General features: G+C 62.5%; 10 protein-coding genes and 2 rRNA genes. 11 read left to right on the forward strand and 1 reads right to left on the reverse strand.

Annotated elements, in window-relative coordinates; all coding sequences use genetic code 11:
• Positions 1–67: 67 nt before the first annotated feature.
• The 8 genes from V4U86_RS07260 to V4U86_RS07295 are packed head-to-tail and all read left to right on the forward strand — an operon-like array spanning position 68 to position 7,129.
• Complete coding sequence (locus V4U86_RS07260) at positions 68–328, forward strand: F0F1 ATP synthase subunit C (protein ID WP_036440957.1); 261 nt, start codon at positions 68–70, stop codon at positions 326–328.
• Between the two features lie 9 nt (positions 329–337).
• Positions 338–838 (forward strand): F0F1 ATP synthase subunit B, encoded by a 501-nt coding sequence (locus tag V4U86_RS07265; protein WP_395310592.1) that lies wholly within the window; start codon positions 338–340, stop codon positions 836–838.
• Positions 839–2,176, forward strand: coding sequence for a F0F1 ATP synthase subunit B/delta (locus V4U86_RS07270; protein WP_395310593.1), 1,338 nt, complete (start codon positions 839–841; stop codon positions 2,174–2,176).
• Positions 2,177–2,232: 56 nt separating this feature from the next.
• Entirely contained in the window at positions 2,233–3,882 is a 1,650-nt protein-coding gene (atpA, locus tag V4U86_RS07275) for a F0F1 ATP synthase subunit alpha (RefSeq protein WP_395310594.1), read from the forward strand.
• 7 nt (positions 3,883–3,889) lie between these two features.
• A complete protein-coding gene (locus V4U86_RS07280) occupies positions 3,890–4,813 on the forward strand; it encodes a F0F1 ATP synthase subunit gamma (protein ID WP_395310595.1) in 924 nt (307 codons plus the stop codon).
• A 24-nt stretch (positions 4,814–4,837) separates the two neighbouring features.
• Positions 4,838–6,268: a F0F1 ATP synthase subunit beta gene (atpD, locus tag V4U86_RS07285; protein ID WP_395310596.1), complete on the forward strand. Its 1,431-nt coding sequence runs from the start codon at positions 4,838–4,840 to the stop codon at positions 6,266–6,268.
• Positions 6,269–6,298: 30 nt separating this feature from the next.
• The gene (locus V4U86_RS07290) at positions 6,299–6,664 is read left to right on the forward strand and encodes a F0F1 ATP synthase subunit epsilon (RefSeq protein WP_395310597.1); all 366 of its coding nucleotides are present in this window, start codon (positions 6,299–6,301) and stop codon (positions 6,662–6,664) included.
• Between the two features lie 12 nt (positions 6,665–6,676).
• Positions 6,677–7,129, forward strand: a complete 453-nt coding sequence (locus V4U86_RS07295) for a DUF2550 domain-containing protein (protein ID WP_395310598.1) — start codon at positions 6,677–6,679, stop codon at positions 7,127–7,129.
• On the opposite strand, the gene V4U86_RS07300 is transcribed toward V4U86_RS07295, so the two are convergent.
• A complete protein-coding gene (locus V4U86_RS07300) occupies positions 7,126–7,713 on the reverse strand; it encodes a cob(I)yrinic acid a,c-diamide adenosyltransferase (RefSeq protein WP_395310599.1) in 588 nt (195 codons plus the stop codon). The two genes, V4U86_RS07295 and V4U86_RS07300, sit on opposite strands and share 4 nt — an antisense overlap.
• An 80-nt stretch (positions 7,714–7,793) precedes the next feature.
• On the opposite strand from V4U86_RS07300, the gene murA reads away from it, so the two are divergent.
• From murA to V4U86_RS07315, 3 genes are all read left to right on the forward strand, one after another.
• Positions 7,794–9,047, forward strand: coding sequence for a UDP-N-acetylglucosamine 1-carboxyvinyltransferase (gene murA, locus V4U86_RS07305; protein ID WP_395310600.1), 1,254 nt, complete (start codon positions 7,794–7,796; stop codon positions 9,045–9,047).
• Positions 9,048–9,412: 365 nt separating this feature from the next.
• A 16S ribosomal RNA gene (locus V4U86_RS07310) occupies positions 9,413–10,932 on the forward strand.
• Positions 10,933–11,306: 374 nt separating this feature from the next.
• Positions 11,307–14,422, forward strand: a 23S ribosomal RNA gene (locus V4U86_RS07315).
• The 16S and 23S rRNA genes sit together here, the layout of an rRNA operon.
• Positions 14,423–14,470 lie beyond the last annotated feature (48 nt).

Here is a 14,470-nt window from a genome sequence, read left to right on the forward strand (position 1 = left end):
CAACCCGCACGACCCGTATGAAGCAGTCCTGGTGGCACCGCCGCCAGTTACAAGGAGGAAGAAAGTAATGGAACTCGATCCCAACGCCATCATCACTGCTGGCGCGCTGATCGGTGGCGGTCTGATCATGGGTGGCGGTGCCATCGGCGCCGGTATCGGTGACGGCATCGCGGGTAACGCGCTGATCTCCGGCATCGCCCGGCAGCCCGAGGCCCAGGGCCGGCTGTTCACCCCGTTCTTCATCACCGTCGGTCTGGTGGAAGCCGCGTACTTCATCAACCTGGCCTTCATGGCGCTGTTCGTCTTCGCCACTCCTGGCCTGCAGTAGTCCGACAGCATGGACCAACTGACCGTATCCATCGTGGCCGCGGAAGAGGGCGGTGGGACCAGTAACTTCCTGATCCCCAACGGCACCTTTTTCGCTGTGCTGCTCATCTTCCTGATCACGCTCGGCGTGATCTGGAAGTGGGTGGTGCCGCCGATCAGCAAGGTGCTCGCCGAGCGCGAGGCCATGCTGGCCAAGACCGCTGCTGACAGCCGCAAGTCGGCCGAACAGGTTGCAGCCGCTCAGGCCGACTACGACAAGGCGATGGCCGGCGCACGCGCCGAGGCATCCGCCGTTCGTGACGAGGCACGCGCCGCCGGCCGTCAGGTCGTCGACTCGAAGCGGGCCGAGGCCAGCGGCGAGGTCGCCGAGACGGTACGCCAGGCCAACGAGAAGCTGTCCCAGCAGGGTTCAGCTGCTCAAGCCGAGCTGGCTTCGTCGGTGGATGGCCTGTCGGCCACCCTGGCCAGCCGCATCCTCGGCGTCGACGTGAATTCGGGACGGAACAAGTAGATGTCGACATTCATCGGACAGCTGATCGGCTTTGCCGTCATCGTGTTCATCATCGTCAAATGGGTGGCGCCCCTGATCAAGGGGCTGATGGTCAAGCAGCAGGAAGCCGTCCGTGTCGCCCTGGCCGAGAGCGCCGAGGCGGCGAAGCGGCTCGCTGATGCCGATGCCATGCACGCCAAGGCCCTCGCCGATGCCGAGGCCGAGTCCGGCAGCGTCACCAGCGAGGCCAAGCAGGATGCCGAGCGGATCAAGGCCCAGCTGGCCGAGCAGGCCGGTCTGGACGCCGAGCGGATCAAGGCCCAGGGCGGGCAGCAGATTCAGCTGCTCCGCCAGCAGACCGTGCGTCAGCTGCGTCTGGGCCTGGGCGATGAGGCGGTCCGCAAGGCCGGTGACCTGGTTCGCTCCTATGTGGCCGACCCGGCCGCACAGGCGGCCACCGTCGACCGCTTCCTGGACGACCTCGACCAGATGGCGCCCTCGTCTGCGGTCATCGAGACCGGCTTCTCCGCCGGACTGCGGGCCGCCAGCCGTGCGTCGCTGGAAAGCTTGGTTTCCGACTTCGACAGCGCCGCAAGTGGATTGGATGCCAACGGTCTGACGGCCCTGGCCGACGACCTGACCGCGGTGGCCAAGCTGCTGCTCTCCGAAGGCACGCTGACCAAGCATCTCGCCGAGCCGACGAAATCGGCCGAGGCGAAGGTCGCGCTGGTCGACAAGCTGCTGACCGGCAAGATCGGCGACCCAGCCCTCAAGCTCGTCCGTACCGCCGCCTCGCAGCGCTGGTCGGTCGAGTCCAACCTGGTCGACGGCATCGAGCACCTCGCGCGGCTGGCTCTGCTGCAGCGCGCCCAGGTCGCCGGTGAGGTCGACGAGGTCGAGGATCAGCTGTTCCAGTTCGGCCGGGTGCTCGACAACGAGCCGCAGCTGTCCGCGCTGTTGAGCGATTACACCACCGACTCCGCGGACCGGATCGCGTTGTTGGACAAGGTTGTCGGGACCGGTAGCAGTGCCAATGGCACCGCGGCCGCGCTGCTGACCCAGACCGTGACCCTGCTTCGCGGTGAGCGTGCCGACGAAGCCGTGATCGATCTCGCCGAGCTCGCCGTGGCTCGTCGCGGGGAGGTCGTCGCCCACGTGAGCGCAGCCGCGGATCTGAGCGACGCCCAGCGCGATCGCCTGACCGCCGTGCTCACGCGAATCTACGGGCATCCGGTGTCCGTCCAGTTGCATGTCGATCCGGAACTGCTCGGTGGTCTGTCGATCACCGTCGGTGACGAAGTGATCGACGGCTCCATCGCGTCCCGCTTGGCTGCTGCGCAGAACCAGCTGCCGGACTGACGAGACCCGATCCCAAAGACTCATCACCCAGATCAAAGGTAGGAAGACGAAAAACCATGGCAGAGTTGACAATCTCCGCTTCTGATATCGAAGGTGCCATCGAGGACTACGTATCCTCGTTTTCCGCCGACACCGAGCGGGAAGAGGTCGGCACCGTCGTCGATGCCGGTGACGGCATCGCCCACGTCGAGGGCCTGCCCTCGGTCATGACCCAGGAGCTGCTCGAGTTCGAGGGCGGCGTGCTGGGCGTGGCGCTGAACCTCGACGAGCACAGCGTCGGTGCCGTGATCCTGGGCGAGTTCAACAAGATCGAGCAGGGCCAGCAGGTCAAGCGCACCGGTGAGGTGCTCTCGGTGCCGGTCGGCGACGCCTTCCTCGGCCGCGTGGTGAACCCGCTCGGCCAGCCGATCGACGGCCAGGGCGACATCGCGTCGGATACCCGGCGTGAGCTCGAGCTGCAGGCACCCTCGGTGGTCCAGCGCCAGGGCGTCGGCGAGCCGCTGCAGACCGGTATCAAGGCCATCGACGCGATGACCCCGATCGGCCGCGGCCAGCGTCAGCTGATCATCGGTGACCGCAAGACCGGCAAGACCGCCGTCGCCGTCGACACCATCCTGAACCAGCGTCAGGCCTGGGAGACCGGTGACCCGAACCAGCAGGTGCGCTGCGTCTACGTCGCGATCGGTCAGAAGGGCACCACCATCGCCTCGGTGAAGCGTGCGCTCGAAGAGGGCGGCGCGATGGAGTACACCACCATCGTCGCGGCCCCGGCTTCCGATCCGGCCGGCTTCAAGTGGCTGGCCCCGTACACCGGCTCGGCCATCGGCCAGCACTGGATGTACGACGGCAAGCACGTCCTGATCGTCTTCGACGATCTGACCAAGCAGGCCGACGCCTACCGCGCCATCTCGCTGCTGCTGCGTCGTCCGCCGGGCCGCGAGGCGTTCCCCGGTGACGTCTTCTACCTGCACTCCCGTCTGCTGGAGCGTTGCGCGAAGCTGTCCGACGAACTCGGCGGCGGCTCGATGACGGGTCTGCCGATCATCGAGACCAAGGCCAACGACATCTCGGCGTTCATCCCGACCAACGTCATCTCCATCACCGACGGACAGTGCTTCCTGGAGTCCGACCTGTTCAACCAGGGTGTGCGTCCGGCCGTCAACGTGGGTGTGTCGGTGTCCCGCGTCGGTGGCGCCGCGCAGATCAAGGCCATGAAGGAGGTCGCGGGCTCGCTGCGTCTGGACCTGTCGCAGTACCGCGAGCTGGAGGCCTTCGCGGCCTTCGCCTCCGACCTGGACGCCGCGTCGAAGGCTCAGCTGGACCGCGGTGTGCGTCTGGTCGAGCTGCTCAAGCAGCCCCAGTACAGCCCGATGGCCGTCGAGGACCAGGTCGTCGCGATCTTCCTCGGCACCCAGGGCCACCTGGATTCGGTTCCGGCCGAAGACGTCTCGCGCTTCGAGGCGGAACTGCTGGAGCACGTCAAGGCCAGCCACGGCGACATCCTCACCGGCATCAAGGAAAGCAAGAAGCTCTCCGAGGAGGCCGAGGAGAAGCTCGTGACCGTCATCAACGACTTCAAGAAGGGCTTCTCGGCTTCCGATGGCAGCTCTGTCGTCGCGACCGAGCACGATGCCGACGCTCTGGATCCCGAGGATCTGGAGAAGGAATCGGTCAAGGTCCGCAAGCCTGCACCCAAGAAGGCCTAGGTAACCAATGGCAGCCACACTGCGCGAGCTACGCGGCCGCATCCGTTCCGCCGGGTCGATCAAGAAGATCACCAAGGCCCAGGAACTGATCGCCACGTCGCGAATCGCCAAGGCACAGGCGAGGGTCGAGGCTGCTCGGCCCTACGCCACCGAGATCACCAGCATGCTCACCGAGCTCGCCGGTGCCAGCGCGCTGGATCACCCGCTGCTCGTTCCGCGGGAGAACCCGAAGCGGGCCGCCGTGCTGGTGGTCTCCTCGGACCGCGGACTGTGCGGCGGTTACAACGCCAACGTGCTGCGTCGCGCCGAGGAGCTGTTCTCGCTTCTCCGTGAAGAGGGCAAGGACCCGGTGCTCTACGTCGTGGGACGTAAGGCGGTGGGCTACTACAGCTTCCGCCAGCGCAAGGTGTCCGAGGCCTGGACCGGCTTCTCCGAGCGGCCGACGTACGAGCACGCCAAGGACATCGCGGACACCCTGGTGACCGCGTTCATGTCCGGTGCCGACGACGAGGGTGACGACGCGGGTGCCGACGGCATCCTCGGCGTGGACGAGATCCATATCGTCTCAACCGAATTCCGGTCGATGCTGTCGCAGACCGCGGTCGCACTGCGGGTCGCTCCGATGGTCGTCGAGTACGTGGGTGAGGCCGAAGAGGGGCCGCACACGCTGTTCTCGTTCGAACCGAATGCCGAGACGCTGTTCGACGCACTGCTGCCGCGCTACATCGCGACCCGTGTGTACGCGGCTCTGCTGGAGGCAGCGGCCTCGGAGTCGGCCTCGCGCCGGCGCGCCATGAAGTCGGCCACCGACAACGCCGACGATCTGATCAAGGCACTCACGCTGGCGGCCAACCGCGAGCGTCAGGCGCAGATCACCCAGGAAATCAGCGAGATCGTCGGCGGCGCCAACGCGCTGGCCGACTCGAAGTAAGCCCCGTAGGAAGCGAAAAGGAATATGACTGCTGTCGCAGAAAAAACCACGACGGGTCGCGTAGTTCGTATCACGGGCCCCGTGGTCGACGTCGAGTTCCCGCGTGGCTCCGTGCCCGAACTGCTGAACGCCCTGCATGCCGAGATCACCTTCGGCGCGCTGGCCAAGACCCTGACCCTCGAGGTCGCCCAGCACCTGGGCGACAACCTGGTCCGCTGCATCTCGATGCAGCCCACCGACGGCCTGGTCCGCGGCCAGGACGTGACCGACACCGGCGCCTCGATCTCGGTGCCCGTCGGTGACGGCGTCAAGGGCCACGTGTTCAACGCCCTAGGTGACTGCCTCGACGAGCCCGGCTACGGCAAGGACTTCGAGCACTGGTCCATCCACCGCAAGCCGCCGGCCTTCGCCGACCTGGAGCCCCGCACCGAGATGCTGGAGACCGGTCTGAAGGTCGTCGACCTGCTCACGCCGTACGTGCGTGGCGGCAAGATCGCCCTGTTCGGTGGTGCCGGCGTCGGCAAGACCGTTCTGATCCAGGAGATGATCAACCGCATCGCCCGCAACTTCGGTGGCACCTCGGTGTTCGCCGGCGTGGGTGAGCGCACCCGTGAGGGCAACGACCTGTGGGTCGAGCTCGCGGACGCCAACGTGCTCAAGGACACCGCCTTGGTGTTCGGCCAGATGGACGAACCGCCGGGCACCCGTATGCGCGTCGCCCTGTCCGCACTGACCATGGCGGAGTTCTTCCGCGATGAGCAGGGCCAGGACGTGCTGCTGTTCATCGACAACATCTTCCGGTTCACCCAGGCCGGTTCCGAGGTGTCGACCCTGCTGGGTCGTATGCCTTCGGCCGTGGGTTACCAGCCGACGCTGGCCGACGAGATGGGTGAGCTCCAGGAGCGCATCACCTCGACCCGTGGTCGCTCGATCACCTCGATGCAGGCCGTGTACGTGCCCGCCGACGACTACACCGACCCGGCCCCGGCCACCACGTTCGCCCACCTGGATGCCACCACCGAGCTTTCTCGTGCGGTGTTCTCCAAGGGCATCTTCCCCGCGGTGGATCCGCTGGCATCGTCCTCGACGATCCTGCACCCGAGCGTGGTCGGCGACGAGCACTACCGCGTCGCCCAGGAAGTCATCCGGATCCTGCAGCGCTACAAGGATCTCCAGGACATCATCGCCATCCTCGGTATCGACGAGCTGTCCGAAGAGGACAAGGTGCTGGTGTACCGCGCCCGTAAGATCGAGCGTTTCCTGAGCCAGAACATGATGGCCGCCGAGCAGTTCACCGGTCAGCCCGGTTCGACCGTGCCGCTCAAGGAGACCATCGAGGCCTTCGACAAGCTGGCCAAGGGTGAGTTCGACCACCTGCCCGAGCAGGCATTCTTCCTCATCGGTGGTCTTGACGACCTGGCGAAGAAGGCAGAAACCCTCGGCGCCAAGCTGTGACCCGGTTTCTAGTACGAAAGGTGGTGTGCCATGGCTGACCTTGACGTCGAGATCGTCGCCGTCGAGCGCGAGTTGTGGTCGGGCAAGGCCACATTCGTGTTCACGCGTACCACCGCCGGTGAGATCGGCATCCTGCCGCGGCACATCCCGTTGGTGGCCCAGCTCGTCGACGACGCCATGGTGCGCGTCGAGCGGGAGGGCGAGGATGACCTTCGCATCGCGGTCGATGGCGGCTTCCTGTCGGTGACCGAGGGCAAGGTGAGCCTGCTCGTGGAGAACGCTCAGTTCGAGTCCGAGGTCGACGCCGACGCCGCCAAGCGGGACGCCGAGTCCGACGACGCATCGACGGCAGCCTGGGGCCGCGCGCGGCTGCGCGCGGTCGGGCAGCTCGACTAGTAGGCAACGCCGATGAGCGCGTCCATGATGTTCATGGTCGCGCTCGTCGGCGTTTTGCTGGTGGCAGTCGTCGCGCTGGGCTACCGGCTGTGGAAGTTGCGCCAGGTCGGCGGCACCGCGGCCATCCTGCGCGACTTTCCGGCCGTGGGCGGCCAGGGTTGGCGGCACGGGGTGCTGCGCTATCGCGGTGGTGAGGCCGAGTTCTACCGGCTGTCGAGCATGCGCTGGTGGCCGGATCGGCGGTTGAGCCGGCTCGGTCTGGAAGTCGTCGCGCGGCGTTCCCCGCGCGGTGACGAGTTCGACATCATGACCCACGAGATCGTCATCCTGGAGCTGCGCGACGTCAGCCCCGAACGCGGCCGTGGTTACGAGGTGGCGCTGGATCGCGGCGCGCTGACCGCTTTCACGTCCTGGCTGGAGTCCCGGCCGTCCCCGCGGGCGCGCCGTCGCCGGCGTTCGGCCTAATCGCCGGCTTGTTGGCGATCGCCACCCGGCTTCCACTTCACGTCACCGTCCGGGTTGGCCACCCGGGACAGGATGAACAGCAGATCCGACAGCCGGTTGAGGTACTTCGCCGGCAGAACGTTCACCGAATCCCCGTGTTGCTCGACCGCCCGCCAGGCGGCCCGCTCGGCGCGCCTGGTCACCGTCCGCGCGACGTGCAACAGCGCCGAGAGCGCGGTGCCGCCGGGCAGGATGAACGAATCGAGCTTCGGCAGATCTTCGTTGAACGCGTCACACCAGGTCTCGAGCCGATCGATGTAGTCCTGACGGACACGCAGCGGCGGGTACTCCGGATTCTCGACAACGGGCGTGGACAGGTCGGCGCCGGCGTCGAAAAGATCGTTCTGGATCTGCAACAGCACCTGACGAATGCGCTCGTCGGGCTGACCGAGGGAGAGCGCGACGCCGATGGCGGCGTTGGCCTCATCACAGTCCGCATAGGCCTCCAGACGCCCGTCGTTCTTGGACACCCGGCTGAAGTCACTCAGGCCGGTGGTGCCATCGTCGCCGGTCCGGGTATAGATGCGGGTCAGGTGCACAGCCATGGTTAGACCGTACCGGGGGAGCGGGACATCGTCGCCGCAGTGTTCTCCAACCGATACCGCGGATGAATACACTGGCCCGCGTGAGCGATCGTTTCGTGGTGACGGGCGGGAGCCGGTTATCGGGCGAAGTCGCCGTCGGGGGAGCAAAGAACAGCGTGCTCAAACTGATGGCGGCGGCGTTGTTGGCCGAAGGCACCAGCACGATCACCAACTGCCCGGACATCCTGGATGTCCCGTTGATGGCCGAGGTGCTGAGGGGACTGGGGGCGACCGTCGAACTCGACGGGTCGACCGTTCGGATCACCTCGCCCGATGAGGTGAAGTACGACGCCGACTTCGCCGCGGTCCGGCAGTTCCGGGCCTCGGTGTGTGTGCTCGGCCCGTTGGTGGGCCGGGGGAAGCGGGCGAGGGTGGCGCTGCCCGGTGGCGACGCCATCGGTTCCCGGCCGTTGGACATGCATCAGTCCGGGCTGCGTCAGCTCGGCGCCAGGTGCAATATCGAGCACGGCTGTGTGGTGGCCGAGGCCGACCGGTTACGCGGTGCGGAGATCCAACTCGAGTTCCCGTCCGTCGGGGCAACCGAGAACATCCTGATGGCGGCGGTGCTCGCGGAGGGTGTGACCACCATCCACAACGCGGCCCGGGAACCCGACATCGCTGACATCTGCACGATGCTCAACGAGATGGGCGCGCAGGTGACCGGGGCCGGGTCGTCGACGCTGACGATCACCGGGGTGGATCGGCTCTATCCGACCGAGCACCGGGTGATCGGGGATCGGATCGTCGCGGCGACCTGGGGGATAGCCGCGGCCATGACGCGCGGTGACATCTCGGTCACCGGGGTGGACCCCGCGCACCTACAGCTCGTGTTGCACAAACTGCACGATGCGGGTGCCACCGTCACCCAGCACGATAACGGTTTCCGGGTGGTGCAGTACGAGCGGCCCAAGGCCGTGAACGTCGCGACCCTGCCGTTCCCGGGGTTCCCGACCGACCTGCAGCCGATGGCGATCGGGCTGGCCTGTATCGCCGACGGCACCTCGATGATCACCGAGAACGTGTTCGAGGCGAGGTTCCGGTTCGTGGAGGAGATGATCCGGTTGGGTGCGGACGCCCGCACCGACGGGCACCATGCCGTGGTGCGTGGGCTGCCGCAGTTGTCGAGTGCGCCGGTGTGGGCGTCGGATATCCGGGCCGGCGCCGGCCTGGTGCTGGCGGGCCTGGTCGCCGACGGCGATACCGAGGTGCACGACGTCTACCACATCGATCGCGGCTACCCGCTGTTCGTGGAAAACCTCGTCAGTTTGGGTGCCGAGATCGAGCGGGTAAGCTAGTTCGAGTCGGCGGATTGCGACTTTCACGCCCCTGACCAGGGGATTTGACTTCGCAACGACGGAAGATCTAATCTTTTGAAGTCGCCGCGGAGACGCGAGACAGAGAAGCTTGACTCGCCAGAGCAGATAGTTTAAGCTGGCAGGGTTGCCCTGGAAAGGGAGACTTCTTCACAATCTGGTCTGTTGTTTGAGAACTCAATAGTGTGTTTGGTGGTTTTTGTTTGTTGTTTTTGGCCATCTTGGTGGGGGACTCCCCGTCTTCCTGCCACGTGGGATGGTTGTTTTTTTGATGCCAGTTTTTGGTGTCTTTTGTTGAGATCGAATTGTTCTGATTCGAATTCGCCTGGGTTTGTCCCGGGAGTTTTTGTTTGGAGAGTTTGATTCTGGCTCAGGACGAACGCTGGCGGCGTGCTTAACACATGCAAGTCGAACGGAAAGGCCCTTCGGGGTACTCGAGTGGCGAACGGGTGAGTAACACGTGGGTGATCTGCCCTGCACTTTGGGATAAGCCTGGGAAACTGGGTCTAATACCGAATATGACCACGCGCTTCATGGTGTGTGGTGGAAAGCTTTTGCGGTGTGGGATGAGCCCGCGGCCTATCAGCTTGTTGGTGGGGTAATGGCCTACCAAGGCGACGACGGGTAGCCGGCCTGAGAGGGTGACCGGCCACACTGGGACTGAGATACGGCCCAGACTCCTACGGGAGGCAGCAGTGGGGAATATTGCACAATGGGCGCAAGCCTGATGCAGCGACGCCGCGTGAGGGATGACGGCCTTCGGGTTGTAAACCTCTTTCAGCACAGACGAAGCGCAAGTGACGGTATGTGCAGAAGAAGGACCGGCCAACTACGTGCCAGCAGCCGCGGTAATACGTAGGGTCCGAGCGTTGTCCGGAATTACTGGGCGTAAAGAGCTCGTAGGTGGTTTGTCGCGTTGTTCGTGAAAACTCACAGCTTAACTGTGGGCGTGCGGGCGATACGGGCAGACTTGAGTACTGCAGGGGAGACTGGAATTCCTGGTGTAGCGGTGGAATGCGCAGATATCAGGAGGAACACCGGTGGCGAAGGCGGGTCTCTGGGCAGTAACTGACGCTGAGGAGCGAAAGCGTGGGGAGCGAACAGGATTAGATACCCTGGTAGTCCACGCCGTAAACGGTGGGTACTAGGTGTGGGTTTCCTTCCTTGGGATCCGTGCCGTAGCTAACGCATTAAGTACCCCGCCTGGGGAGTACGGCCGCAAGGCTAAAACTCAAAGAAATTGACGGGGGCCCGCACAAGCGGCGGAGCATGTGGATTAATTCGATGCAACGCGAAGAACCTTACCTGGGTTTGACATGCACAGGACGACTGCAGAGATGTGGTTTCCCTTGTGGCCTGTGTGCAGGTGGTGCATGGCTGTCGTCAGCTCGTGTCGTGAGATGTTGGGTTAAGTCCCGCAACGAGCGCAACCCTTGTCCTATGTTGCCAGCGGGTTATGCCGGGGACTCGTAGGAGACTGCCGGGGTCAACTCGGAGGAAGGTGGGGATGACGTCAAGTCATCATGCCCCTTATGTCCAGGGCTTCACACATGCTACAATGGCCGGTACAAAGGGCTGCGATGCCGTGAGGTGGAGCGAATCCTTTCAAAGCCGGTCTCAGTTCGGATCGGGGTCTGCAACTCGACCCCGTGAAGTCGGAGTCGCTAGTAATCGCAGATCAGCAACGCTGCGGTGAATACGTTCCCGGGCCTTGTACACACCGCCCGTCACGTCATGAAAGTCGGTAACACCCGAAGCCGGTGGCCTAACCCCTTGTGGGAGGGAGCCGTCGAAGGTGGGATCGGCGATTGGGACGAAGTCGTAACAAGGTAGCCGTACCGGAAGGTGCGGCTGGATCACCTCCTTTCTAAGGAGCACCAATTAAGTTCCCCCGTCCCCACGAGTGTGGGATCAGTACGGTTGGGAGATCAGTGCCGGCGCCTGTAGTGGGCTGTCGGTCGGTGCACAACAAACTTTTGAAACTGCCAGACACACTATTGGGCTTTGAGACAACAGGCCCGCGGTCTTGGTCCTCTATGTGAGGGTCTTGTGCCGGCTCACACCGTTGGGTGGGAGTTCTTGTTGTTGCTCCATCTTTGGTGGTGGGGTGTGGTGTTTGATTTGTGGATAGTGGTTGCGAGCATCTAGCACGCAAGAAGAGTCTGGGTTTCTTCGGGAGCCTGGGTTTTTGTTGTGTGTGTTTGATGTGCAATTTTTTTCTTCTATTTGGTTTTATCTGTGTTGTAAGTGTTTAAGGGCGCATGGTGGATGCCTTGGCATTGGGAGCCGATGAAGGACGTAGGAGGCTGCGATAAGCCTCGGGGAGCTGCCAACCGAGCGTTGATCCGAGGATGTCCGAATGGGGAAACCCAGCACGAGTGATGTCGTGTTACCCGCCGGTGAATATATAGCCGTCGGGAGGGAACGCGGGGAAGTGAAACATCTCAGTACCCGTAGGAAGAGAAAACAACAGTGATTCCGTGAGTAGTGGCGAGCGAAAGCGGAGGATGGCTAAACCGTATGCATGTGATACCCGGCGGGGGTTGTGTGTGCGGGGTTGTGGGGCGTTTCTTCTCCAGTCCGCCGACTGGGGCAACAGTGAGAAAAGTTTGTGTTAGCGGAAGTGGTCTTGGGATGGCCTGCCGTAGACGGTGAGAGCCCGGTACGTGAAAACATGAACTCTGTTGTGAGGCTGTCCCCGAGTAGCAGCGGGCCCGTGAAATCTGCTGTGAATCTGCCGGGACCACCCGGTAAGCCTGAATACTTCCCAATGACCGATAGCGGATTAGTACCGTGAGGGAATGGTGAAAAGTACCCCGGGAGGGGAGTGAAATAGTACCTGAAACCGTGTGCCTACAATCCGTCAGAGCCCTCGCTTGCGTGGGGTGATGGCGTGCCTTTTGAAGAATGAGCCTGCGAGTCAGGGACATGTCGCGAGGTTAACCCGTGTGGGGTAGCCGCAGCGAAAGCGAGTCTGAATAGGGCGTATCCAATCCAGAGGGGTTGGTGTAGTGGTGTGTTCTGGACCCGAAGCGGAGTGATCTACCCATGGCCAGGTTGAAGCAGCAGTAAGATGTTGTGGAGGACCGAACCCACTTAGGTTGAAGACTGAGGGGATGAGTTGTGGGTAGGGGTGAAAGGCCAATCAAACTCCGTGATAGCTGGTTCTCCCCGAAATGCATTTAGGTGCAGCGTTGCGTGTTTCTTACCGGAGGTAGAGCTACTGGATGGCCGATGGGCCTCACAAGGTTACTGACGTCAGCCAAACTCCGAATGCCGGTAAGTGAAAGCGTGGCAGTGAGACGGCGGGGGATAAGCTCCGTGCGTCGAGAGGGAAACAGCCCAGATCGCCGGCTAAGGCCCCTAAGCGTGTGCTAAGTGGAAAAGGATGTGCAGTCGCGAAGACAACCAGGAGGTTGGCTTAGAAGCAGCCACCCTTGAAAGAGTGCGTAATAGCTCACTGGTCAAGTGATTGTGCGCCGATAATGTAGCGGGGCTCAAGCACACCGCCGAAGCCGCGGCATCGAGTAATCGATGGGTAGGGGAGCGTCCTGCATCCAGTGAAGCAGCGGAGTGATCCAGTTGTGGAGGGTGTGGGAGTGAGAATGCAGGCATGAGTAGCGATAAGGCAAGTGAGAACCTTGCCCGCCGAAAGACCAAGGGTTCCTGGGGCAGGCCAGTCCGCCCAGGGTGAGTCGGGACCTAAGGCGAGGCCGACAGGCGTAGTCGATGGACAACGGGTTGATATTCCCGTACCCGTGTGTGCGCGCCCATGATGAATCAGAGGTACTAACCGCCCAAATGGTGGCCTATCCAATCCTTCGGGAGCGGAAAGTCGCCGGCTGCGCGGGACCTTCTCTGGTAGTAGTCAAGCGATGGGGTGACGCAGGAAGGTAGCCGTACCGGTCAGTGGTAATACCGGGGTAAGCCTGTAGGGAGAGATCTAGGCAAATCCGGATCTCACATATCCTGAGAGGTGATGCATAGCCGATTGAGGCGAATTCGGTGATCCTATGCTGCCGAGAAAAGCCTCTAGCGAGTTCACACACGGCCCGTACCCCAAACCAACACAGGTGGTCAGGTAGAGAATACTAAGGCGTACGAGTTAACTATGGTTAAGGAACTCGGCAAAATGCCCCCGTAACTTCGGGAGAAGGGGGACCTCCTACTGTCATGGCTCTTGCAGCCGGCAGCGGTGGGGGGTGGCACAAACCAGTGAGAAGCGACTGTTTACTAAAAACACAGGTCCGTGCGAAGTCGCAAGACGATGTATACGGACTGACGCCTGCCCGGTGCTGGAAGGTTAAGAGGACCCGTTAATCCTTCGGGGTGAAGCGGAGAATTTAAGCCCCAGTAAACGGCGGTGGTAACTATAACCATCCTAAGGTAGCGAAATTCCTTGTCGGGTAAGTTCCGACCTGCACGAATGGCGTAACGACTTCTCAACTGTCTCAACCATAGACTCGGCGAAATTGCACTACGAGTAAAGATGCTCGTTACGCGCGGCAGGACGAAAAGACCCCGGGACCTTCACTACAACTTGGTATTGGTGCTCGATACGGTTTGTGTAGGATAGGTGGGAGACTGTGAAGCATGCACGCCAGTGTGTGTGGAGTCATTGTTGAAATACCACTCTGATCGTATTGGGCCTCTAACTTCGAACCGTATATCCGGTTCAGGGACAGTGCCTGGTGGGTAGTTTAACTGGGGCGGTTGCCTCCTAAAATGTAACGGAGGCGCCCAAAGGTTCCCTCAACCTGGACGGCAATCAGGTGTTGAGTGTAAGTGCACAAGGGAGCTTGACTGCGAGACGTACATGTCGAGCAGGGACGAAAGTCGGGACTAGTGATCCGGCACCTCTGAGTGGAAGGGGTGTCGCTCAACGGATAAAAGGTACCCCGGGGATAACAGGCTGATCTTCCCCAAGAGTCCATATCGACGGGATGGTTTGGCACCTCGATGTCGGCTCGTCGCATCCTGGGGCTGGAGCAGGTCCCAAGGGTTGGGCTGTTCGCCCATTAAAGCGGCACGCGAGCTGGGTTTAGAACGTCGTGAGACAGTTCGGTCTCTATCCGCCGCGCGCGTCAGAAGCTTGAGGAAACCTGTCCCTAGTACGAGAGGACCGGGACGGACGAACCTCTGGTCCACCAGTTGTCCCACCAGGGGCACGGCTGGATAGCCACGTTCGGACAGGATAACCGCTGAAAGCATCTAAGCGGGAAACCTTCTCCAAGACCAGGCTTCTCACCCTTTTAGAGGGATAAGGCCCCCCACAGACCATGGGATCGATAGACCAGACCTGTACACCTAGCAATAGGTTTAGGGAACTGGCACTAACCGGCCGAAAACTTACACACACCCACCATCCGTGGGTAGCAGATAAACACCGTGTAAGAAAAAAAGAC

The organism is Mycobacterium sp. AMU20-3851, assembly GCF_043974665.1.
Taxonomy (GTDB): Bacteria; Actinomycetota; Actinomycetes; order Mycobacteriales; family Mycobacteriaceae; genus Mycobacterium.